Consider the following 23965-nt stretch of genomic DNA (forward strand, 5'->3'; position numbering starts at 1 on the left):
AGAGAGGCGCGGTCTGATGCGTTTCTCAAAACTGCGTCTTCTTGGGTTCAAGTCCTTCGTCGAGCCGATGGAATTCGTCATTGAAAGCGGTTTGACCGGCGTGGTTGGTCCGAACGGTTGCGGCAAGTCCAATCTGGTCGAGGCGTTGCGCTGGGTAATGGGTGAAAACTCATACAAAAACATGCGCGCTTCCGGCATGGATGACGTCATTTTTTCAGGTTCTGCTACGCGGCCGGCGCGCAATAGTGCGGAGGTGACGCTTTTTCTCGATAATTTAGACCGCACTGCGCCTGCAACCTATAATGATCAGGACGAATTGCAGGTTTCGCGCCGCATCGAGCGCGAGGCGGGGTCCGTCTATCGCATCAACGGCAAGGAAGCGCGCGCCAAGGATGTGCAGCTTCTTTTTGCCGACCAGTCAACCGGCGCGCGTTCGCCATCGATGGTTGGTCAAGGGCGGATCGGTGAGCTGATCCAGGCCAAACCACAGGCGCGCCGCGCACTTCTGGAAGAGGCGGCTGGCATTTCGGGCCTGCATACGCGCCGCCACGAGGCGGAACTGCGTCTGCGTGCCGCTGAGACCAATCTCGAACGCCTCGAAGATGTGGTGGGCGAACTGGGTAGCCAGATCGAAAGCCTGAAACGTCAGGCACGCCAGGCCAATCGCTTTAAGGGACTGTCGGCGGATATCCGTCGTGCGGAAGCAGCCCTCCTGCATTTGCGCTGGGCGCAGGCCAAGACTCAGGAAGGTGAGGCTCAAAGCGCGCTTGCCGTCGCCACCTCGGCAGTGGGCGAGATGGCGCAAACGCAGATGAAGGCGGCGCGTGATCAGGCAGTCGGCGCGCATAAATTGCCGGAATTGCGTGATGCGGAGGCCAATGCCGCTGCGGCACTGCAACGACTTTCCATCGCCCGTACGCAGCTTGATGACGAAGACGATCGCATCCGTTTGCGCCGTGCAGAACTGATGAAGCGGCTTGAACAACTGACTGCCGACATAGTCCGTGAAGAGGTGATGCTGCGCGAGAATTCTGATATTCTGGCGCGGCTTGATGCGGAGGAGCAGGAGCTCGTCGCATCCAATGAGGCCTCGAGCGATCGTGATGAGGAAATACGCGCCCTGTTTGAGGAAGCGGAAATCCGCCTCAACGACAGCGAAAATGCCTTGGCGCGTGTGACCGCCGAACGCGCGGAAGCTGCCGCCGAACGCGCGCAGATCGAGCGGGCACTGAAGGAAACGCAGGAGCGCCGCAGCCGTCTCTCCGCGCAGATGAGTACGATCGAGCGCGATCTTGCCGTGGTCGCCGAACAGATCGGTGGGCTTTTTGATCCGGCGGAAAAGCGGATCGTGGTCGATGCCTGCACTGATGCGCTTTTTGCCGCCGAAGAAGCGGTCATTGCTGCAGAAGAACTGGTGGCGGGTGCGCGCGAGGCTGAAGCTGCAAGCCGCCAGCCCTTGAGCGAGGCGCGAACCGAAATTAGCCGCATCGAAACCGAAGCGCAGACCTTGGCGCGCATTCTCAATGCCGGTGAGACTGGGCAATACCCGCCGGTGGTTGAAGAACTGACGGTGGAGAAGGGCTATGAGGTAGCGCTTGGTGCGGCACTTGGTGAAGACCTCGATGCGGCAAGCGATGACACTGCACCGGTCTTTTGGGCCTATAATCCGTCCCGTGAGGGTGATCCTTCCTTGCCCGAAGGGGTGACACCGCTTGACAGGCTGGTGGAAGGCCCGCAGCAATTGCGCCGTAGGCTCGCGCAGGTCGGTGTGGTGTCCGAGGTTGATGGCAAACGGCTTCAGGCGTTGTTGCGTCCGGGTCAGCGGCTGGTGAGCAAAAAGGGTGCCTTTTGGCGCTGGGATGGCTATACGGCGAGTGCGGATGCACCGACGCCTGCTGCGCAACGCTTGGCGCAGAAAAACCGTCTGGTGGAACTTGAAGCGGATGCGGTTTCTGCGCGCAGCCGCGCGGAAGATGCAGAACGTGTTGTGCACCACGCTGAGGCATCGCTGCACGAAGCCGTTGAACATGAGCGCGTTGCGCGTGATCAGTGGCGCGGCAATCAACGCAAGCTCGATGAAGCACGCGAGGCGCTTGCCGTCGCAGAACGTGCGGCAGGCGAACTTGCTACTCGCCGTTCAACACTTGATGAAGCCAAGGCGCGGCTTGAAGAGAATCTTGAGGAGGCACAGGCCGCGGTTGTAGAGGCTGAGGACCGACTTGGCGAAATGCCCGATCTGGGCGGTATCGCGCAGCGGCTCTCGGCATTGACCGTAGAAGTACAGACTGATCGGGCTGCCCTTGCCGAAGCGCGCGCCACCTATGAAGGGCTGCGCCGCGAGGCAGATGCACGGCTGCGCCGCCTAGATATGATTGCACTTGAACGACGCAACTGGATTTCCCGTGCTGAAAATGCTGACCTTCACATTACGGCCCTCAATGAACGGCGCGCTGAGACTGCCGACGAGGCGGAAGGTTTGGAGGAAGCCCCCGACGAAATCGAGGAACGCCGCCGCGCGCTTCTCAATGAATTGTCACAGGCCGATGCGCGCCGCAAACAGGCGGCGGATAATCTTGTGCAAGCTGAAGCTGCACAAGCTGAACTCGACAAGGCAGCAACACTTGCCATTCAGCAGCTTGCCTCAAGCCGTGAGCAGCGCGCGCGCGCCGAGGAGCGGCTGACGGCAGCGGAAGAACGGCGCAAGGACGCTGAAGCGCGCATCATCGAGGCGCTCAATTGCCCACCGCATGAGGCAATTCGCCATGCGGGCCTCTCGGCCGATGAACCTCTGCCCGATCCCGATCAGCTCGAACGGCAGTTAGAGCGGCTGAAAATAGAGCGTGAGCGGCTTGGTGCTGTCAATCTGCGCGCCGAGGAAGAAAGTCAGGAGCTTTCCGAGCGTCTAGACTTATTGGTTTCAGAGCGTGAGGATGTTATCGAGGCGATCAAGAAACTGCGGCAGGCAATCCAGAGCCTCAACCGCGAAGGCCGCGAGCGTTTGCTTGCCGCCTTCGAGGTGGTCAATGCGCAGTTCCAGCGCCTGTTCACGCATCTGTTTGGCGGCGGTACGGCGGAACTCCAACTCATTGAAAGCGATGATCCGCTTGATGCCGGTCTTGAAATTCTGGCGCGTCCTCCGGGCAAGAAGCCGCAGACCATGACGCTTTTATCAGGTGGCGAGCAGGCATTGACCGCCATGGCGCTGATCTTTGCCGTCTTCCTCACCAATCCCGCACCCATATGCGTGCTCGACGAAGTGGATGCACCGCTCGATGACCATAATGTCGAGCGTTATTGCAACCTGATGGATGAAATGGCCGCCTCGACCGAAACGCGCTTCGTGGTCATCACGCATAACCCGATCACCATGGCGCGTATGGACCGACTGTTCGGTGTGACCATGGGTGAACAAGGCGTGAGCCAGCTCGTCTCCGTCGATCTGCAGACGGCGGAACGGTTGCGCGAGGCAAGCTGATAAGTCCGTGCTCCACACTCCGACTTGAGGGAGAGGGGCTGTTTATTAGCGGGCGATTGCCGTTGGCAGGTTTCGTTATTTTTTCTTGCCTTGATCGTAATGCCACTTGATGGCGAAGAACATGCCTGTACCTAACACGACAAGCTTGAACGTGAAGAAGACGATAATGAACCAGTCCATTTTTTGAATATTCCAGGCTGCTGTCTAACTTGAGGGGTCTTACCTCAAAACTCCTGCTTTGGCATAATCATTTTTTGTTCAACGCATAATCGAGCATTTTAAACCAAAAGTGGGTAGCATTTTGGCAAGGAAATCTGTTCAATGGGCTGAGTTCTGGTCCTGCTTCGATGCTTTCGGAGAATGCGACAAGAAAAAAGTTGGAGCGGTCATTTTATTCTGGAACTGCTTTGATCATTTCTCACTCCACACGGCCAGCTCATTGCCTGCCGGGTCGGTGAAATGAAAGCGCCGCCCGCCCGGAAACGAAAAGATCGGCTTGACGATGGCGCCGCCCGCTTCTGTCACCGCATCGAGCGTGTTTTCGAGATTAGCGGCGTAAAGCACCGGTAGCGGTTTGGTTGAGGCTGAAGGATCGGCGTCAAAACCACCGTCCAGCCCCTCGCTATAGGCGGAATAGGTTGGGCCATAATCGACAAAACTCCAGCCGAAGGCGCGGGCATAGAAACTTTTGGCCGCATCGAGCGACCCGTTTGCCGCCGGCATTTCCAGATAATCGAGCTTGCCTGTGATCCGCATTGCGACCTCCACAATGTTCATGATGTGTTCTATTGTGATCCCAAGGGGCGACAGGAGTCAAGCTTTTGAACCTCTGTTTACCGATCTAATCGATTCTATTGCTTTGGCTTATGTTTTTTGATTGGCACGTGCTGGATGGATCGCATAAGCAACGAGAGCGGTATGAAGAGGAGGCTTTATTGCAAAGCCGGACGAACCGTATGCGGTGCAAGGGAGACCGGGATGACGAAGTGGGTGTATACATTTGGTGACGGCAAGGCAGAGGGCGCTGCAAGCGACCGTAATCTGCTTGGCGGTAAGGGGGCCAATCTCGCGGAGATGAGCAGCCTGGGGCTGCCGGTGCCACCCGGCTTTACCATTCCCACCGAAGTCTGCACCTATTATTACGATCATGAGCGTTCCTATCCGCCGGAACTGGAAGCGCAGGTCGCAACCGCACTGGAGCATATTGCAAGCCTGACGGGACGCGCCTTTGGTGACGCACAAAAGCCACTGCTGGTCTCGGTGCGTTCAGGCGCACGCGCGTCCATGCCCGGTATGATGGATACGGTCTTGAACCTTGGTTTGAATGATGAAACGGTCGCGGCAATTGCACGCGAAGCCGGCGATGAGCGCTTCGCCTATGACAGCTATCGCCGCTTTATCCAGATGTATGCCGATGTGGTGCTCGGCGTCGATCATGGTTTTTTCGAGGAAATCCTTGATGACAAAAAGGCGAGCCTCGGTGTCGATGTCGATACGGCTTTAAGCGCCGATGACTGGAAGGAAGTGATCGCGCTTTACAAGGAAAAAGTCGAGGAAGAACGGGGCGAAGCTTTCCCGCAAGCCGCGCGCGAGCAGCTTTGGGGCGCGATTGGCGCGGTTTTCTCGAGCTGGATGAATGCGCGTGCCATTACCTATCGCCGCCTGCATAATATTCCGGCCGCCTGGGGTACGGCAGTCAATGTGCAGGCTATGGTGTTCGGCAATATGGGCGAGACATCAGCAACAGGCGTTGCCTTCACGCGCAATCCCTCGACCGGTGAAAACAAGCTTTACGGCGAGTTTTTGGTCAATGCACAGGGTGAGGACGTGGTGGCAGGCATCCGCACACCGCAGAACATCACCGAAGAAGCGCGTATTGCCGCCGGTTCCGACAAGCCGTCGCTGGAAAAGATTATGCCGGAGGCTTTTGGTGAATTTCTAAAAGTTGCGGAACGGCTCGAAAGCCATTATCGCGACATGCAGGATCTGGAATTCACCATCGAGCGCGGCAAGTTGTGGATGCTGCAAACTCGTTCGGGCAAGCGCACTGCCAAGGCAGCACTGAAAATGGCCGTCGAAATGGCAGCCGAAGGTCTGATTTCTGAGGAAGAAGCCGTAAAACGCGTCGATCCGGCCTCGCTCGATCAGCTTTTACACCCGACAATCGATCCCAAGGCCGAGCGTATCGTGATCGGCCAGGGCTTGCCAGCCTCACCGGGAGCCGCGACCGGGGAAATCGTTTTCTCGTCGGAAGAGGCCGAAAAAGCCAAGGCAGAAGGGCGCAAGGTCATTTTGGTGCGCGTTGAAACCAGCCCTGAGGATATTCACGGCATGCATGCGGCAGAAGGCATATTGACCACGCGTGGCGGTATGACCAGCCATGCAGCGGTTGTTGCACGAGGCATGGGTAAGCCCTGCGTTTCTGGCGCCGGCTCGCTGCGCGTTGATTACCGCAATGGCGTCATGCTGGCAGCAGGACAGAAATTCGCCAAGGGTGAGGTCATCACGGTCGATGGCGGTACCGGACAGGTGCTCAAAGGTGCTGTCGCCATGCTACAGCCCGAACTTTCAGGCGATTTCGGCAAGCTCATGCAGTGGGCTGACAGGACGCGACGCATGAAAGTGCGCGCCAATGCCGAAACCCCGGCAGATGCGCGTACTGCACGTTCTTTTGGTGCCGAAGGCATAGGGCTTTGCCGCACTGAGCATATGTTCTTTGACGGGAGCCGGATTGTCGCCATGCGCGAAATGATCCTGTCTGACAGCGAAGACGGACGTCGTGCGGCGCTCGCAAAACTTCTTCCGATGCAGCGCTCGGATTTCGTCGAACTGTTCGAAATCATGAAGGGCCTGCCGGTAACGATCCGTCTGCTCGATCCGCCCCTTCACGAGTTTCTGCCGCACACGGATGAGGAAGTCGCGGAAGTGGCGGATGCCATGGGCGTGGACGCGGAAAAATTGCGCGAACGCTCGGAATCATTACACGAATTCAACCCGATGCTCGGTCATCGCGGTTGCCGCTTGGCGGTGTCCTATCCCGAAATCGCCGAAATGCAGGCACGCGCGATTTTTGAAGCTGCGGTAGAGGCGGGCAAAAAGACCGGCGAGCCGGTGGTGCCGGAAATCATGGTGCCGCTTGTGGGGCTCAAGGCCGAGCTTGATTTTGTCAAAGCGCGTATTGATGCGGTGGCTGAAGAAGTGATGGCCGAGGAAGGTTTGAAGATCGATTATATGGTCGGCACCATGATCGAATTGCCGCGTGCAGCGCTTCGTGCAGGGGAGATTGCCGAGACGGCAGCGTTTTTCTCGTTTGGCACAAATGATCTGACGCAGACGACATTCGGTATTTCGCGTGACGATGCAGCCCCTTTCCTTTCGACCTATCAGGCGCGTGGTGTAATCGAGCAGGACCCGTTCGTGTCGCTCGATGTGGAAGGTGTTGGTGAGCTGGTGGAGATTGCTGCCGAACGCGGGCGTAAAACACGCAGCAATATCAAGCTTGGCATCTGCGGCGAACATGGCGGTGATCCCGCTTCAATCGCTTTTTGCGAAAAGACTGGCCTGGATTATGTCTCCTGCTCGCCTTTCCGAGTGCCGATTGCCCGCCTGGCTGCGGCGCAGGCGGCAATTCGGGAAAGTAATGGCTGAGTTATGGCCATAATTTATCTATGGTTTGGGTGTTCAAGTGCGGCCATTTGAACACCAACTCTTCTTGAGGCAGCATATGTTGCGACGATTTTTGGCGGCAGGGGCAGTGCTTCTGTTGGCTGGTACTGTTGCAGGGGCATTCGAGCCGCAGCTGCAGCAAGGACAGGAAAAAGTCCGCCTGGTCGAGCCGCGGCTGACCATTGCGCGCGGTGGTGTATCAAGTCCACAGGTAGCTTTGACGCTTGATGCCTGCATGGGCAAGACCGACCGACGCATTCTTGACATGCTGGTCAGGGAGAAAATTCCGGCGACTATTTTCGTGACTGCGCGCTGGTTGCGCCAGAACGGCGAGGCTTTTGCAATTCTGAAGGCCAATGCCGATCTGTTTGCTATCGAAGACCATGGCGCGATGCATGTGCCTGCGGCAACCAATGTGCCAAGAATTTATGGTATCCGCACCGCTGGATCGCTTGCTGCCGTGCGCGCCGAGATCGAGGGCGGGGCAAAGGCTATCATGGATGCGGGCGCACCAAAGCCAAAATGGTATCGCGATGCCACCGCACGCTATTCCACCGATGCGATCGATCTTGCGACAAGCCTTGGTTATGGCATCGGTGGCTATTCGCTCAATGGCGATCAGGGCGCTTCGCTTCTGGCACCCGTTGTGGCGCGGCGCATTTCGGGGGCGCGGGACGGCGATGTCATCATTTCACATATCAACCAGCCATCGCGTTCGGCAGGCGACGGTGTGGTCAAGGGTGTTCTGGCGCTGAAGGCGAAGGGCATGAAATTCGTGCTCCTGCGTGATGTCGAAACCACGCTGACGTTGAACCCGGTTCCGACGCATAAGCTTCCAAGTGGTATTGGTGAAGCAGGGGCTGGAACCGCAAGGCCGCGAGACAAGAAATAATCATTCGCCTTTTACAAGATTATCGGCAGCATTCTCAGTGGGGGCAAGGCTTTTCATGACCGTGGCATAGTTTCGCCCAAGGCTCTCGAAAACAGCATTGTCGCCGTCCGGTTTTCCGACCGTCAACGTGGTGCCATCATTGTGCAAGGTTACAAAAATAACCTGATCATGCGGCTGCGCGGGAATGGAAATGGCGCCAATGCGTTGCGCCATGCTGGTATCGATGGCAGGCATGTTGAACAGTACCTTGCCGCCTACTCGTTCAGTGGCCTTTACAAGGGCTGCGTCAAAACCTTCGAGCAAAACATCAATAGCGCCGAGAGCAAATTCCAGCTCGACGGCTTCGAGCGTCATCACTTCTTCGGTTCCAGAGTCGGACGGAGAGGCGACGCCGACCCGGCCAGCACCGTTATCGGGAGTATGATTCATTCCGTCCTCTCTGACGAATCCGAATTAGCCCCCTAATATATACATGCCTTTCATTAGAAGGACCTGCAATGCTTTTAAAATTGAAATACCAAGAAAATTCGCGGTTAATTATTGCGCGTTCTATATAAGCACCAAAATAATGCACTCTTAAAGAGAGTATAATTGACAGTGATCGCTTTGCGCGTAATTGCGCGCCGCGCAGCAACATCCCAAATCCATGTCATTCTGGTGCAAATAATCGATCGAATTCCAGGTTCCATTCTGCGATAAGGGTGAATTGAATTTGACATTCAATTCCGGCATAGCTCAAGCTCTTATATGAATGTCAAACTCGAAACGCTCTGTGCAATTGTGGGGCGCGCCTGAATATCCGAACGGGAATGAGGATGAGAAAGCTTCGTTATCAGCGACGCCAGTCGCGGTCTGCTGTATGGGCATCACGCTTTGGCTTGCTGGCGACCTTGCTTTTGACGGCATCTTTTGTCTTCCACCGGTTCTCGACGCTCGAAACACCGGACCTTGTTATTGCGGCTGCGATATGCTTCTTGCTGGCAGTGCTGGGGTTGATCTGTGCTTTGCGGGGTTTGCGCAATCTCTGGGTGCATGGCGACAAGGGAGGAATGCGTTCCAGTGCTGCGGTTTTACTGGCACTAATCGTGCTGGTGCCTCTTCTGGCATTCGGTACTTTTTGGCTGCGTTCGCCGCCCTTTTACGATGTTTCCACTGATTTGGAGACGCCGCCACAGTTTCCGGCCAACATGCCGCAGCGCCTGTCCTTTATGAACCCCCTGACACCCCGGGTAAGCGGCGATGCGCTGACGCAGTTTATCATCTATCCCGATGTCATCGGTCGACGTTACGAGGCAGCCCCCGATCGCGTTGCCGAAGGTGTTGCAAATGTTCTCAAGGATTTCGGTTGGCAGGTCATTACCAGCGATGTGGCAGAGCAGGAGGCAGGTACGCTAAGCTTCGTCGCCACCGCCCACAGCTTCATTCTCGGCCTCAAAAGCGATATCATCATTCGCCTTCTTGATGAGGGTGAGACGACCTATGTCGATATGCGATCGCTATCGCGCTATGGCACACGCGACATGGGGCAGAACGCCGCCCTGATCACAGAGTTTCTCGGCGCGCTGGAAGGCGAGGTCAACAAGGCTCCTGCCGACGTGGAGTGATTGCAGGGATCAGGCCGGAAAATAAACGCCGTCGAGTGCCGGATTGCCATCGGTAATGATTTCGCCGCGTCCCACCAGATCTTCCAGATGCGCCATTACCGAAAGAGCAGCGGCACCATGCAGGCGCGGATCGGTGTCACGATAGATCGCCTTGACCATGTCCGATATACGGCGGTCGCCTTGCAAGATGCGCTCGTAAATGGCGCGCTCGCGCATTCTTCGGTGGGTACGCAGACCACGCACGAAAGCCTGCGGCTTCATCACGGCACCACCGTGGCCCGGCAGATAGACCGTATCGTCGCGCGCAAGCAGTTTTTCGAGCGACGCCATATAATCGCTCATCGACCCGTCCGGCGGCGCGACGATCGATGTCGCCCATGCCATGACGTGATCGGCGGAAAAAAGGACGCCGGTTTCTTTCCCTCTCTGTTCTAGTGCAAAAGCCATGTGATTGGCCGTATGACCGGGCGTGTGAATGCCTTCGAGCGCCCAGCCATCGCCCTCTATCCTTGCGCAGTCGGCAAGAAGAATGTCGGGCGCAAAATCCATGTCTGCGCTGGCTTCGAGCGCATTGACTTCGTGCGCATGATAGGGACGGGCAGGGCGGTGCGGGCCTTCGGCGACGGTCAATGCGCCGAACTTTTTCTTCAGACGTTCTGCAAGCGGCGAATGATCGCGATGCGTGTGGCTTATGAAGATATGACTGACCGGTCGCTCGCCAATTGCATTGAGAAGTGCTCGATAGTGTGATTCGTCCACTGGACCGGGATCAATGATTGCTAGTGTGTCCTCGCCAATGATGTAGCTGTTGGTGCCGTAAAAGGTAAAAGCACTCGGATTATGGACCGTCAGCCGCGCAATCCCTTTACTGAGCGGCACCTGCCTCCCATATTCAGGGGAGAAACTGCTGTCAAAAACAAGTGCCATGAAAACGGCTTCCAATTTAACTATGGTTCGATTGATAAAACGCAATAGGCCTTATATAGTTGGGTATCAAACGTGAACAGCCGGAGCGGGCAATATTACCATCGGGCTTTGACGTTCATGAAATCATATTTCGTTCAGGAGCAGGACATGTCCCATAGAGCCAAGTCACAAGTCGCAACCGCATCGCTCATCGCTGACTATCTGCCGACACGGCAATTGTCGCGTGCATTCTGGTTCGTGTCGCTTGCACTGGTTGGAACAGCCATTCTGACCATCTCGGCCAACATCAAGGTCGATCTGCTTTATGTCAATGTGACGATGCAGACCTTTGCACTGTTTGCGATTTCGGCTCTTTATGGCTCGCGCCTCGCTGTTGCGACCGTAGCCCTCTATCTGCTTCAAGGTGCGCTTGGCATGCCTGTCTTCACCGGCACGCCCGAAAAGGGCATTGGCCTTGCCTATATGGTTGGTCCGACGGGCGGTTATCTGCTGTCCTATCTGGTCGCAGCATGGATGATAGGCCGCGCTGCCGACAAGGGTCTGGCGCGCAACCCGCTGGCGCTTGGCGGTGTCATGCTACTGGCCGAAGTGGTGGTCCTCGCTATGGGTGCCAGCTGGATGGCCTACCTTTTCGGCCTTGAAAAGGGCATTGCCTTCGGCTTTGGCGCCTTCATCGTCGGCGATGTGGTGAAACTCGCGCTTGCCGCCTGTGGCGTGCCGGCATTGACTGCGCTTTTCAAGCGCTGATCTTGCTCTCATAAAATTCGGAAGGCCGGGCATCCCCCGGCCTTTTTCATATCTGACGTTTGCGCCCGACTTATCCCCGTAAGCCGTGGCGACCATAAACTCCTCGATTATCATTTGCGAGGAACCGATCATGGATCAAACGCCTAATCTCAAGCTTCCCTATATCCTGCCCAGTCAGGCACAGAAGCACGTTACCCATAATGAAGCCCTGCGGCTTCTTGATGCCGTGGTCAATCTCGGCGTCAAGTCGCGCGACAGCACCGGCGCACCGCAGAGACCTCTACCCGGTGAGCGCTATATCGTGGCATCACCCGCGACCGGTTCATGGGCTGGAAAGGATGGCACAATCGCCTCCTTCATCGACGATGGCTGGCTTTTCATCACGCCGCAGACCGGATGGCAGGCTTATGTCGAGGCCGAAAACTGCGTTCTGGTCTTCGACGGAGCGAATTGGATTTCAACGGGCGGCGTGCCCGATGATCTTTCCGTCGCAACGCTCGGTATCCAGGCAAGCGCTGATGCGGTCAACCGTCTCACGCTTTCTTCCGAAGCAAGTCTTTTCAACAATGCCGGTGCGGGACATCAGATCAAAGTCAACAAGCAGGCCGAAGCCGATACGGCAAGCCTTCTGTTTCAGTCGGGCTGGCAGGGGCATGCCGAGATGGGGCTCAATGGCAGCAATGATTTCAGCATCAAGGTCGGTGATGATGCCGGAGGATGGCACGAAGCCGTGCGTGTGGACCGGGCGACAGGCAATGTCGCGATCGGCTCGACCTGGCCGCAGGCACGGCTCGACGTCGACGGAGCGATCAGACCGGCATCCTATACGCGTTTGGCCTTGCCCAGCGCATCGCAGCAGGGGACAGGCGCAATCATCTATGTCAGCGATGCCAGCGGCGGTGCGCAACTGGCTTATTCCGATGGTGCGCTATGGCGCAGCATAAGAACCGGCACTCCTGTTGCCTGAGGCATTTTGCGGAAGAACAGACGATAGCTTGATGAAGCTTTAGTATGGTGGATTTGAAGTTCCTGTCATTGACATGCATCCCCGTTCAGGAACTTCAAATCGGTCAACCACACGAGATTCTAAGCCACACTAGCGAAACACGTTCGTCGATTGACGGATAGGTCAATTGATATGGCTCCATTCGGGGACTCATGTTAACAGTTCTCGAATAAAAGGGCGCTTTGGTTGGAATTCGGCGAAGCTTTTTGGCAGCCGTATGATTCCATTGACGCTCTGGCGGGGAATCAGGATAACACGTGTATGAGTTTTAAATACCCTTGGCAGAGGCTGGCGCTTTTGCCGCGCATCACCAAACAGATTATTTTGATGCTGAGCGATTGCGTCCTGCTTTTGCTCAGTGCCTATCTCGCCTTCGTTATCCGCCTTGGCTTTGTGTTCACGCCGAGCCAGGCGCAGTTTTTCCTGATTGCCATAGCTCCTATGCTGGCCATCCCTGTTTTTATCCGTTTCGGCCTTTATAGAGCTGTCATCCGGTATCTGGTGGAAAGAGCGATCTGGCCAATCTTTCAGGCTATGGCAGTTGCGGCGCTTTTTTGGGTCGCGGTCGTCTTCCTGATGGAGCTTTATGGGGCTGCTGGACTGCCGCGCTCGGTGCCGCTGCTTTACTGGCTTTTGAGTACTGTCTTGATCACCGCAAGCCGCTTTGGTGCCAAGTGGCTGTTGCGCAATGCTGAAATAGGACGCCATTTTACCAGTTCGGCTCTGATCGTTGGGGTCGGGGAACCAGCCCGCCAGCTTGCGACAGCCTTGCGCAGTCATAGCGATACGATGGTGGTCGGCTTCGTTGATCCGTCGGGTCAGGAGCGGGGCATGGACGTCGTTGGCCTGCGGGTTTACGGCGTCGAGGAGATAGCTGTTCTCGTTGATAATTACGGCATCAAGCAGGTTCTGGTATCCGACCCTGGACTGTCCCAGAAACAGCGCCAGGATTTGGCGCGACTGCTTGGACGGTTGCCGGTCAATGCGCGCATTTTGCCCCCCATCGCCGATCTCACCACCGGCAAATATCTGGTGTCAGCGCTACGTAATATCGAGATCGATGACCTTCTTGGGCGTTCGCCGGTGCCACCAGATATTGCGCTTATGCGCGGCGTGGTCGAAGGTCGTCGCATCATGGTAACGGGGGCGGGCGGCTCGATCGGCAGCCAATTGTGTCGGGCGATTGCGCAATGGAACCCGCAATGCATTGTGCTTTTCGAATCGAGCGAATTTGCGCTTTATCAGATTGAGCGGCAATTGCGGCAGATCGCTGGCTGCGTGATCGTGCCGGTGCTGGGATCTGTCACTGATCGCGCTGTCGTGGAGAAGGCATTGCGCCTTCATGCGGTCGACACGCTCTATCATTGCGCAGCTTACAAACATGTGCCGCTGGTGGAGAAGAACCCTTTCATCGGTGTGGAAAACAATATCTTCGGCACGCTGGAGGTGGCTGAGGCCGCACTTGCTACCGATGTAGAGCGGATGGTGCTGATTTCATCCGATAAGGCTGTGCGCCCCACCAATGTCATGGGAGCAACGAAACGTTGGGCGGAACTGGTGGTCTATCATTGCGGTCTCTTGGCGGAGCAAGCGGGAAAGGACAAGGCATTCTATTCGGTGCGCTTCGGCAATGTTCTGGGTTCAAACGGCTCTGTGGTGCCGTTGTTTCGCGAACAGATCGCCAATGGTGGGCCGATTACGCTGACGCATGAGGACATGACGCGCTATTTCATGTCGATCAAGGAAGCGGCAGAGCTTATCGTGCAGTCTGGCGGGATTGCCCAATCCGGGGATACGGTGCTTTTGGAGATGGGGGAGCCGGTGAAAATCCGCGATCTTGCCGAAAACATGGTGCTCTTGGCAGGACTGTCGGTGCGCAGTGACGACAATCCATCCGGCGATATAGCCATAGAGATCACTGGCATTCGAGAGGGCGAAAAAATGTATGAGGAGCTCTTCTACGATCCATCGCAGGCGCAGGCGACACTTCATCCCAAGATCATGCGTGCCCCCAAAAGAGCTAAGGCCACGATCGATGTGCCCGAAAGCCTCGACAGGCTGCGCAGAGCGGTTGAGGCGGGTGATGAGGTGGAGATGCGCCGTATATTGTTTAGCGTCATAGCTTCCTGAAACGACCGCGAAAATCGAGCAGCAGAACCAGCGTGGCGACCACGGCAATCAGAAAAAAGGCCAGTTGCGCGAGTGGATGGTCGAGCGCCATGAGTGCCACCGCGCAGCCGGTGAGTACCACGTTCAGTGCTGTGATGTGTGCAACGACCTTGGCTACACTCCATCCGGCGCGTTTTGCGGACTGATAGGCATGTTTTGAATGGGCTTTCAGGATGTTTTCACCCTGGAGTAGCCGCATGATGATGGTGGTGCCAGCATCGAGCACATAATAGAGCGGCAAAATCAGCGCTACCACGATATGCGTCTCACGCGCCAGCATCACAAGAACCGTACCTGCCATAAGACCGAGCGGCAGACTGCCGGAATCGCCCAGAAATATGCGTGCCGGAGGAGCGTTGAGAAAGGCGAATCCGAGAAGGCCACCCGCGATAATCGCGCCAAGCCCGCCGCTTGATGCTCCTGCAAAGCCGAGGTTTGCGAGAAGCGCTATTCCGGCCATGGGAATGCCAAGCCCCGTCACAGTCATTAGATCAAGTCCATCCATGAAATTGGTGACGTTGATGGCGACAAGAAGTGTGAACACGATCATTGTCGCTTCCAGCCAATGCGGCAACAGGGCCGGCAGGATCCTGAATTCTGGTCCAAGCCCGTAAAGAACCGCACAGGCGGCCGCGACTTGCGAACCGAGCCGGATTTTCTCGGAAAGTTCGTATCGATCATCGAGCGCACCGATGAGCCAAAGCAGGATAGAGGCGCCTGTAAGACACGTCAGCAGTCGAAGGGGAAGCTCTATATCTGGACTGAAAATCAGAACCGCAGCCAAAATGCTCGGTATGAGCGCAAGCCCGCCGATCTGACGTGCTGCAACGACATGATTGGAGCGCGCATTCATCCTTGCAGCAAGAAAGGACGGCGACAAGATGCGGGACAGGATGATCAGCCCGAGCCCGCAAAGAACAGCGCTGAATAGAAAAAGAATTGTCAGAAAAATCATGCGCGCACCGCCAGACAACAATACTCAATGATGGAATTACCAGCTTTGCCGGCTGAGGCAAACGTTTAAAAAGGGCCCAAGAAAAAAGGAATGCGTGAAGCCATGTGCTCAGATCGTCCTTCATCTTGCAGTGGGTGTGGGAATTGATGACAATGCGATTGCACTTGGCTTTTGAAGCGGCTATAAGGCCGCCCAGCCGACTGCATCGGTTTGTTTTTTTTGGGGCGTAGCCAAGCGGTAAGGCACCGGTTTTTGGTACCGGCATTCCCTGGTTCGAATCCAGGCGCCCCAGCCATAAATTTTGAGTAAAATCAAGTTTTTTGGTTTTACTTAATGTTCCACAAGCTGGTAATCCTCACATTTTTCCAATTCGCCGAATGCGCACTTAACTGTGGCGCAGAGCTATGACACATGCCGATTCGACTGTTTCGGTTTGTCTTGTCAGCTCCAAACAGCGAGCTTCTTATGGCAGTCAGACATCAGGTTCAGAATCTTCAGAGGCGCCGAAATATTTTTTATTGGCGTCTAAGCCTTTCGGCACGATTGGGGCGTGTTATCGGTTCGCGTTATCTTGCTTTCAGCCTCAAATAATCTGATCATGGGCAGGCGGCACTTCGACACTCTTGAGCCGTTCTCGCAACTGCCAATGTTTACTGGATGCGCGGAGTTTGTGCCGAAATTAATGGTCTAAGAGGGTAAACAAACTTATCATTGTTCACCGTACCTCGTTCCGATGTTGCGTACTTATCTCGGATAACGGCGCGGAAGTGACGGGCTCCCCACTGTCGATGTGACGGTTAAATCTCGATAAAACGCTTGCAAAATAATGGGACGCCGGGTTTTTTCATAGAAAAGACTTAGTCGCGCCGGTAGGGGTAATGTTTCTGTGTCGTAAAAGCCGATCCGCGAGGCCCAGATCAAGCTTCCGTATCATACAGTTTGGGACAAGAAATGATTCGATCGGATGTAGCTTCGATATAGGCATCACGTGATGGTTGAATATGCGCTTTGCATAGTTCGACCATTCGCTTGCGGTCACCGTTCTTGAGCGTCTCAATCATAGCCCAGTGTTCAAGACGGGCACGTTCCATATGCTCGCGAGAGCGCAGGTTGGAACTGCGGATAGCATGAGCACGTTGGGCATGGTCGTGTATCGCGGTAACAAGCACAGGGTTGTCCGAAAGGCCGAACAAGGTGCGGTGAAAGGCCATGTTGGCGCGAAAAATGCCCCGTAAATCTCCTTCGGCGATGGCATTGTCGTGCTTCGTTTGAATGGCTTCGAGTTCGGTGATGTGATCTTCGCTAACTGGCAGCGGGAGCGTATCTGCGCAGTAACCTTCCAGCAGTTCGCGCACTGCAAATAAATTTGTCACTTCTTCTGCGGTATAAGAGCGTACGACAGCGCCGATATTGCGGCGACGTTCCACCAGGCCAATGCGTTCAAGTTCGGTAAAGCTTTGTCGCACCACATGCCGCTTGGCCGTAAAGCGCGCCATCACTTCATCTTCAATCAGTCTTTGCCGCGGCTGAATGACGCCAAGAACAATATCTTCTTCAAGTGTGGCGACGAGTTCTTCCAGATCCATTGCCGCTTTTGCCTTACGTTTTCTCGGGCTCTTTTCTCCTCTTAACAAACGCATTGCCAACAAACAATGCGCAAGGGGGCTTGCGTAAATGGCTTTAATCAGATTATTAATAATTTCATTAATAATATAGAAGCAGAGATTCTATGACGGATACGGATGACCGTGATGCAAGGCGCGGCCTACGCAAGGGATTGACGAATTACGGTGACGCCGGATTTTCGTTGTTTCTGCGAAAGGCTTTTATCAAAGGCGCTGGCTACACCGATGACGCGCTTGATCGCACGATTATAGGCATTGTCGATACGGGTAGTGGCTACAATCCCTGTCACGGTAACATGCCGCAGCTAATCGAAGCTGTGCGTCGAGGCGTAATGATGGCGGGCGGTCTTGCCATAGAATTTCCGACAATCTCGATAGCCGAAAGTTTCTCCAGCCCCACCAGCATGTATCTGCGCAATTTGATGTCCATGGACACAGAAGAAATGATCCGCGCGCAGCCAATGGATGCGGTCGTGCTGATTGGTGGTTGTGACAAGACCGTTCCCGCGCAGTTGATGGGGGCAGCATCAGCGAATATTCCAACAATCCAGCTTGTTACGGGTTCGATGCTCACGGGTGGTTTTCGCGGCGAGCGCGTCGGAGCCTGTACGGATTGCCGTCGTTACTGGGGACAGTATCGCGGTAATGAGATCGATGATGAAGCGATAACCGAGGTGAACTCGCGTCTCGTGGCTAGCGTCGGGACCTGTTCGGTTATGGGTACGGCGAGCACGATGGCGTGTATTGCCGAAGGGCTCGGCATGATGCTGCCAGGCGCTGCAAGTCCGCCTGCCGTCACGTCCGAACGGATGCGTATTGCAGAAATGACCGGCACGCAGGCCGTGCGCATGGCCGAAACCAGACTGACACCAGATAAAATCCTTACCGTTGGAGCATTTGAAAATGCGTTGCGCGTGCTTCTGGCGATTGGTGGATCAACCAATGGTATTGTGCACCTGACCGCTGTTGCGGGGCGTATGGGCATCGATATCGATCTGGATGCATTCGACCGTATGAGCCGTGAAACACCGGTGTTGGTCGATCTCAAGCCTTCCGGTCAGCATTATATGGAAGACCTGCACCGGGCTGGCGGTATGCAGACAATCCTGTCGACATTGAAGCCGCTACTTAATCTCGATGTCATGACTGTTACAGGTCGCACGCTTGGCGAGGAAATTGACGCCTTTAAGCCGTTTTCACAGGAAGTCGTGCGCAGCCTTGACAACCCGATCTATCCTGCCGGCGGCATCGCCTATCTCAAGGGCAGTCTGGCACCGGGAGGTGCGATCATCAAGCAGTCGGCGGCCAGTGCTGATTTGATGGAACATGAGGGTAGGGCGGTGGTCTTCGAGAACTCCGAAGATCTGGCCAACCGGATTGATGATCCTGATCTTGATGTTACCGCCGATGATGTTCTGGTTCTGAAAAATATAGGCCCAATCGGTGCGCCCGGCATGCCGGAGGCGGGTTATCTGCCAATCCCGAAGAAACTCGCGCGTCAGGGCGTGAAGGACATGGTGCGCATCTCCGACGGGCGCATGAGCGGCACGGCGGCTGGAACAATTGTTCTGCATGTCACGCCCGAGGCCGCAATCGGTGGGCCGTTGGCGCTTGTGCAAAATGGCGACCATATTCGATTGAGCGTCACGCAACGAAGCATTGATCTGCTGGTTGCCGCGGAAGAACTGGATGCACGGCGCAAAGCCTTGCCGCCAGTTGCCCCAAAACAGGCGGAACGCGGATACCGCAAGCTGTTCATGCAGGAAGTAACGCAAGCCGATACGGGTTGCGATTTTGAATTCCTGCGTGCGGTCGAACGCACGGCAAAAGCGCCGCGCGGCTAATCTTGTCCCCCAATGGCGCGACATCGCTGGTTGGAGCCAGCCCGCGCTTTGGAAAGTCTCTAATATGCATCAAAATGGGAGGAGCGCGATGAGCGCGACGATTAACAGGGATGAGCTATCCAAACGAATTTTGTGGAAGCTGCTACCACTTTTATGTCTGGTCTATGTCATAAGCTTTCTAGACCGCACCAATATCGGTTTTGCCAAGGACAGGCTTGAAATCGATTTGGGTATCTCGGCTGCGGCCTATGGGCTTGGTGCGGGCCTTTTCTTTCTGACTTATGCCTTGTGCGAGGTGCCCAGCAACCTCATCATGCGCAAAGTTGGTGCCCGGTTCTGGATCATGCGCATCATGGTCACATGGGGGCTAATTTCGGCTGGCATGGCCTTTGTGCAGGGGCCAACCTCTTTCTATGTCATGCGCCTTCTTCTGGGCGCGGCAGAAGCGGGTCTTTTCCCCGGCGTGATGCTCTATTTCACCTATTGGTTCACGCGCTCTGAACGGGCCAAGGCCAACGGCTTTTTCCTGCTCGGTGCCTCTTTTGCCAATATTATCGGTTCGCCCATGGCTGGTATTCTTTTGACCATGGACGGCTGGGGCGGCCTTCACGGCTGGCAATGGATGTTTCTTATTGAAGGCCTACCTGCCGTAGCACTCGCTTATGTTGTATGGAAAGTGCTGCCCGACACACCAGAGCAAGCTTCATGGGTCACGCCTGAAGAAGCCGCCGACCTGAAAGCCCGACTGGCCGCAGAGGTTCAGGAAGGCGTTAAAGGCTCAGGCAATCACCGCCTTTTCGATGTCATTCGCGATTGGCAAATATTGCTCGCAATCCTTGTCTACTTCTGCCATCAGGTGGCGATCTATTCAGTGGCATATTTCCTGCCGAGCATCATTGGCAGTTATGGTAATCTCACACCGCTTGAAATCGGTCTCCTGGCGACCTTGCCATGGATAGCTTCTGCTATCGGCGCAATCTATCTGCCGCGACTGGCGACAACACCGGGCAGGGCGCGGGGCTTGATTTCCTTCGCCCTGACCGTGATGGCCTGTGGATTTCTCATTGGTCTCGTATCGGGTCCAGTCGTTGGTTTCATCGGCATGTGCGCATCGGCCACCGTGTTCTGGGTTGTCAATTCCATTATCTTCACCTTTCCAGCCTCGCGTTTGTCTGGAGCGGCTCTGGCTGGTGGCATTGGTTTTGTGAATTCTTGCGGTATCCTCGGAGGCTTTGTCGGCCCCAACATCATGGGCTTGGCTGAAACCGCGACCGGACATCCGTCGTCGGGCCTGTGGCTGGTCGTCTGCTTGCTTTTGTTTGCGGCGGTGATGACCTTCCTGCTGCGGCAGGGACAAGAAGAACTCCGCTAATTCGCAAGATACAATATATTTGCGATGTGGCTGGTTTAACGAACCGGCCACATTCTGATCTGAGAGGAGTAACAAATGGTTCTGCCAAAAATTGCCGTTTCGCAGATGTCATCATTGCCCGGTGATCTTGACCACAATATCCGTGCCGTTTGTAAGGCTATTCGCGATGCAGCTTCTGCGAGAGCCTGTGTCGTCATTTTTCCTGAATGTGCGCTCACCGGCTATATGTTCGAGACACGCGAGGAGACAGAGCATGCTGCTGTTGCGCTTGATGATCCGCGTCTTTTACCTATCCAGCAAGCTGTTACCGAGACCGGTTGCCATGCCGTGATCGGGCTTCTTGAACGCGACGGCGATGCCGTCTTTAACAGCGCAGTGGTTCTTGCGCCGTCAGGGCAGGCAGGTCTTTATCGCAAGCAACACCTGCCGCAAATGGGCGCTGATCGGTATGTTAAGCCCGGCGACGGCGGAAGACCGCGTGTGTTCGATATCGGGCCGTTGAAAATCGGCGTCATGATCTGCTTTGATCTGCGTTTTCCAGAATGCGCGCGCGAACTGGCACTCGATGGTGCCGATGTGATTGCGATGCCAACAAACTGGCCAGAGACCGCATCCATGCTGGCCAATGATATGTTGCGCGTGCGCGCAATTGAAAATTTCGTTTATACGGCAGTTGCTGACCGTGCTGATGCGGAATTCGGCAAGCGCTTTTATGGTGGTAGCCGGATCGTTTCGCCGAAGGGTGAGGTGCTTGCCAGCTCGACCTTGGCCGACGCGCTGGTGGTGGCAGAAGTCGATGTTGAAAACGCTCGTGTGAAGGAGTTGTTTTTTGCTGATATTGGCTATGGCATTTCAATCTTTGATAGCCGCCGTCCAGAGCTTTATGGCAGGTTGGTCTCCAATATAAAATCTTGATCAAATGTCGAGGATGGAGAAGAAGCGCATTGAACAGCTGTCGTAATGTGTAGAGAGCCACACATTATATTCCCCTCTAAAAGGGGAACTGCGCGCCGATAGCCCGTACCCCCGTTTCACAGGTACATCAGTAGAGTTTACGCAACCGTTTTCAGTTTCTGTGCGGCGGGGAGCGGACAATCCGCAATGGAATGAGTTGCTCCAGATATTTTAAATATGTTCCGACGTTGCAGAGAATTCATCTAACCGATTTATCAACCGCTGAAGCTCGTTTGCTCGACTGTCCCACGACATCTCCCTTGCCCATTTTTTACGGAGAATTTCCTCCGTGTCGGGTCGTTCAAGGGCATCGCAAATCGAAGCTACAAAATCTTCTGGTGTTCTATAATAATTGATTAGATCTCCTGGCTTTGTTGTTTCTTCAGAAATATAGCTGACGACTGGAAGACCTGCGGCACAATATTCGTAAAGCTTCAACGGATTGATGGCCTTTACGAACTCAGCCTGATTTAACATATCGAACGGGATGATCCCGACTTGGGAATGCTGGAGGAATTCAGGCACCCTAAAATGAGGCACTGTTCCTATAAAGTGGATGTTGGAGAGGCCTTGAAGTTCTGGGTGGTTCATGGTGGCTTTACCAAGCAGAACAAATTGCTTATCCGGCAATGCAGCTGCGGCTGCGCGTATCGCAGCGACATCCAGCCATGGACCGAGGGTGCCACTATAAATTATACGTGGCTTAGCGATATGGTTCAACTCAGGCGGCTCGGCATAGGGCTTTTCATAGAGCGAAGTATTGACGCCATTGGGTAAATAAGACGTCATCCCATTCCGTTCGCTCAAGTCAGCCTGCATGGCTTTAGATGTATAAAGAACGAGACTACACGTGTCTAATACACTGCGCTGTTTCGCTAACAATGTGGGCGTGATTTCAGAAAAATATTGGATTCGGTCAGCATACCGATAGATGGTAGGGAGGCCAAGATGTTTTGCCAAGGAATAAAAATACGGACTGTCGGTGAGGAACGCGACTGGGCTGGTTAGATCGAGCTTTTTCATCACGGTCGAAAGTCGCGGAAGGGCATATCGCCACCAGTGGTTCAGCATATGTTCGCCACGCAATAGCGGCATATTAATATGTGGCCATGGAACAATGGTCTGAAAAAGTGTTAGGTGCCCGTCACCAAAGCGAAATGTTTGAATCTCACCTGACAATAGGCGTAGAGCGCCCTTTGTTTTTTTCCAAGATACTTGACGAGCGCCGGGGTGGCAAAGGTGCAGGGGGCTTGTCGGTTGTTCTATATAGAGAACATCCCATCCCAGCTTACAGAGTGCCTCTGAGAGATAGGAAGTACCAAGTCTCATGTCTGCCATAAACGGATGAGCGGATGCGATGATAATCTGTTTTCTAGTCATTGCGTCTTTAATGCATCCTGAAACAAGAATCGATGGTTAGGCCATACGATATTCAAGCTATCAATGCGATGTCGATTACAAACGGGACAGTCCTAAATTGCTATGGTATGACCAAAAGCATTTCTACCAGAAACCAAGGATAGGCCTTTCCATTGTCCAAATCGCTTATTTATCTCATTGCCGAGGACTGGTTTTTTTTATCACATTTTATGGAAAGAGCCAAAGCGGCGAAAGAAGCGGGCTGGGATATTCATGTTGTTACCCGCGTCGGTAGTCGAGGCGATGAAATACGTGCTGCTGGATTCAATCTCATACATTTGAATATGCGGCGCACGAGCCTTCAACCTTTGCTCCTTTTAAAGGAGATAAGAGAGGTTGCTCAGATTTATCGGCGTATCAGACCCGATGTTGTCCATCACATTGCTCTGCGCCCGATTGTTGTAGGGGCGTTTGCGGCCTGGTTTGCGAGACTGAGGAAGATTATTAATGCGCCGGTAGGAATGGGTTTTGTTTTTTCCTCTGATACGACTAAGGCTCGTCTTTTGAGACCGATTGTTATGATGGCACTCAGGGTAGCGTTGAGGGGGCACAACAAACTGATAATCGTTGAAAATAACGATGACCGAACCGATTTGATTACACGTAATCTTACCAAGCCAGAACAACTCTTTTTGATAGAAGGTGCAGGCGTCAGCCTTATTGATTTTCCCTATGTAAAACGAGAGCGGGAACATAATATAATCGTCATGCTGGCAGCGCGTTTGTTGCGAGAAAAGGGCGTGAGGGAATTTGTAGAAGCTGCAAAAATTTTTAAGGCTGAGAGGCTGAGTTGTCGTTTCGTTCTGGTCGGTGAGCCGGATCCAGACAACCCTGGCAGCGTTGATCGAGATGAGCTGAATGGATGGTGCGATCAGAGCATTATTGAATGGAATGGTCGCTCGGAAAATATGGCTGAGACCATCCGCCATGCCGATATCTTCTGCTTGCCTTCCTATCGCGAGGGCTTGCCTAAATCCTTGCTCGAGGCCGGTGCTTCCGGTTGTGCAATCGTCACAACGGCTGTGCCAGGCTGCCGTGAAATCGTAACACACCTGGAGACGGGGCTTCTAGTCCCACCAAGGAATGCCGTTGCGCTTGCGGAAGCTATCAGAATGCTTGTACAGGATAAAAAATTACGCATAGATCTGGCTGTGTCAGCTCGAAAAAAGGTGGAAGATAAATTCTCGAACGAGATCGTGATAGCGCGAACTCTGGAGGTTTATGAACGCGCGATCTCCAACCAGCCTCTTTAAATAAAAGTCCTATTTAAGCTTGGTAGAAAAGAACGCAAAGCTATTGTGAAAGATCGC

Annotated in this window: 17 protein-coding genes and 1 tRNA gene; 12 read left to right on the forward strand and 6 right to left on the reverse strand. The window is 54.6% G+C overall.

What is annotated here, in order from left to right; translation table 11 throughout:
• Positions 1 to 16: 16 nt before the first annotated feature.
• Positions 17 to 3475 carry a chromosome segregation protein SMC gene (smc, locus tag AAIB41_RS01225; RefSeq protein ID WP_343313807.1) on the forward strand — a complete coding sequence of 1153 codons (3459 nt, stop codon included), beginning with the start codon at positions 17 to 19 and terminating at the stop codon, positions 3473 to 3475.
• Between the two features lie 411 nt (positions 3476 to 3886).
• Here smc and AAIB41_RS01230 read toward each other — a convergent pair whose 3' ends face one another.
• Complete coding sequence (locus AAIB41_RS01230; RefSeq protein ID WP_343314767.1) at positions 3887 to 4231, reverse strand: VOC family protein; 345 nt, start codon at positions 4229 to 4231, stop codon at positions 3887 to 3889.
• Between the two features lie 222 nt (positions 4232 to 4453).
• Here AAIB41_RS01230 and ppdK point away from each other — a divergent pair, with 222 nt between their 5' ends.
• Both ppdK and AAIB41_RS01240 read left to right on the forward strand, forming a co-directional pair.
• Positions 4454 to 7123, forward strand: coding sequence for a pyruvate, phosphate dikinase (gene ppdK, locus AAIB41_RS01235; RefSeq protein WP_343313808.1), 2670 nt, complete (start codon positions 4454 to 4456; stop codon positions 7121 to 7123).
• Between the two features lie 76 nt (positions 7124 to 7199).
• On the forward strand, positions 7200 to 8033 hold the full coding sequence (locus AAIB41_RS01240; RefSeq protein WP_343313809.1) for a polysaccharide deacetylase family protein: 834 nt from the start codon (positions 7200 to 7202) through the stop codon (positions 8031 to 8033).
• Here AAIB41_RS01240 and AAIB41_RS01245 read toward each other — a convergent pair whose 3' ends face one another.
• The gene (locus AAIB41_RS01245) at positions 8034 to 8462 is read right to left on the reverse strand and encodes a hypothetical protein (RefSeq protein ID WP_343313810.1); all 429 of its coding nucleotides are present in this window, start codon (positions 8460 to 8462) and stop codon (positions 8034 to 8036) included.
• Between the two features lie 386 nt (positions 8463 to 8848).
• On the opposite strand from AAIB41_RS01245, the gene AAIB41_RS01250 reads away from it, so the two are divergent.
• Positions 8849 to 9637, forward strand: coding sequence for a DUF1499 domain-containing protein (locus tag AAIB41_RS01250; protein ID WP_343313811.1), 789 nt, complete (start codon positions 8849 to 8851; stop codon positions 9635 to 9637).
• Between the two features lie 9 nt (positions 9638 to 9646).
• On the opposite strand, the gene AAIB41_RS01255 is transcribed toward AAIB41_RS01250, so the two are convergent.
• Positions 9647 to 10564 carry an MBL fold metallo-hydrolase gene (locus AAIB41_RS01255; protein WP_343313812.1) on the reverse strand — a complete coding sequence of 306 codons (918 nt, stop codon included), beginning with the start codon at positions 10562 to 10564 and terminating at the stop codon, positions 9647 to 9649.
• A gap of 147 nt (positions 10565 to 10711) precedes the next feature.
• Between AAIB41_RS01255 and AAIB41_RS01260 the strand changes: the two genes are divergently transcribed.
• The 3 genes from AAIB41_RS01260 (at position 10712) to AAIB41_RS01270 (ending at position 14447) form a co-directional block, all read left to right on the forward strand.
• On the forward strand, positions 10712 to 11311 hold the full coding sequence (locus AAIB41_RS01260) for a biotin transporter BioY (RefSeq protein ID WP_343313813.1): 600 nt from the start codon (positions 10712 to 10714) through the stop codon (positions 11309 to 11311).
• A gap of 130 nt (positions 11312 to 11441) precedes the next feature.
• Positions 11442 to 12278, forward strand: a complete 837-nt coding sequence (locus AAIB41_RS01265; RefSeq protein ID WP_343313814.1) for a DUF2793 domain-containing protein — start codon at positions 11442 to 11444, stop codon at positions 12276 to 12278.
• A gap of 300 nt (positions 12279 to 12578) precedes the next feature.
• Complete coding sequence (locus AAIB41_RS01270) at positions 12579 to 14447, forward strand: nucleoside-diphosphate sugar epimerase/dehydratase (RefSeq protein WP_343313815.1); 1869 nt, start codon at positions 12579 to 12581, stop codon at positions 14445 to 14447.
• Here AAIB41_RS01270 and AAIB41_RS01275 read toward each other — a convergent pair.
• A complete protein-coding gene (locus tag AAIB41_RS01275) occupies positions 14434 to 15441 on the reverse strand; it encodes a glycosyltransferase family 4 protein (RefSeq protein ID WP_343313816.1) in 1008 nt (335 codons plus the stop codon). The genes AAIB41_RS01270 and AAIB41_RS01275 overlap by 14 nt on opposite strands.
• Positions 15442 to 15661: 220 nt before the next feature.
• Between AAIB41_RS01275 and AAIB41_RS01280 the strand changes: the two genes are divergently transcribed.
• Positions 15662 to 15736 (forward strand) — tRNA-Gln (locus AAIB41_RS01280).
• A 622-nt stretch (positions 15737 to 16358) separates the two neighbouring features.
• Here the strand turns inward: AAIB41_RS01280 and AAIB41_RS01285 are convergent.
• Positions 16359 to 17027 carry a GntR family transcriptional regulator gene (locus tag AAIB41_RS01285; protein WP_343313817.1) on the reverse strand — a complete coding sequence of 223 codons (669 nt, stop codon included), beginning with the start codon at positions 17025 to 17027 and terminating at the stop codon, positions 16359 to 16361.
• A gap of 143 nt (positions 17028 to 17170) precedes the next feature.
• On the opposite strand from AAIB41_RS01285, the gene AAIB41_RS01290 reads away from it, so the two are divergent.
• From AAIB41_RS01290 to AAIB41_RS01300, 3 genes are all read left to right on the forward strand, one after another.
• Positions 17171 to 18910, forward strand: a complete 1740-nt coding sequence (locus AAIB41_RS01290) for an IlvD/Edd family dehydratase (RefSeq protein WP_343313818.1) — start codon at positions 17171 to 17173, stop codon at positions 18908 to 18910.
• Positions 18911 to 18998: 88 nt separating this feature from the next.
• Entirely contained in the window at positions 18999 to 20282 is a 1284-nt protein-coding gene (locus AAIB41_RS01295; protein ID WP_343313819.1) for an MFS transporter, read from the forward strand.
• A gap of 75 nt (positions 20283 to 20357) precedes the next feature.
• The gene (locus AAIB41_RS01300) at positions 20358 to 21197 is read left to right on the forward strand and encodes a carbon-nitrogen hydrolase family protein (protein WP_343313820.1); all 840 of its coding nucleotides are present in this window, start codon (positions 20358 to 20360) and stop codon (positions 21195 to 21197) included.
• A gap of 210 nt (positions 21198 to 21407) precedes the next feature.
• Here AAIB41_RS01300 and AAIB41_RS01305 read toward each other — a convergent pair whose 3' ends face one another.
• The gene (locus tag AAIB41_RS01305) at positions 21408 to 22616 is read right to left on the reverse strand and encodes a glycosyltransferase (RefSeq protein ID WP_343313821.1); all 1209 of its coding nucleotides are present in this window, start codon (positions 22614 to 22616) and stop codon (positions 21408 to 21410) included.
• A gap of 152 nt (positions 22617 to 22768) precedes the next feature.
• On the opposite strand from AAIB41_RS01305, the gene AAIB41_RS01310 reads away from it, so the two are divergent.
• Positions 22769 to 23908, forward strand: coding sequence for a glycosyltransferase family 4 protein (locus tag AAIB41_RS01310; protein ID WP_343313822.1), 1140 nt, complete (start codon positions 22769 to 22771; stop codon positions 23906 to 23908).
• Positions 23909 to 23965 lie beyond the last annotated feature (57 nt).

The organism is Brucella sp. BE17, assembly GCF_039545455.1.
Lineage (GTDB): Bacteria > Pseudomonadota > Alphaproteobacteria > Rhizobiales > Rhizobiaceae > Brucella.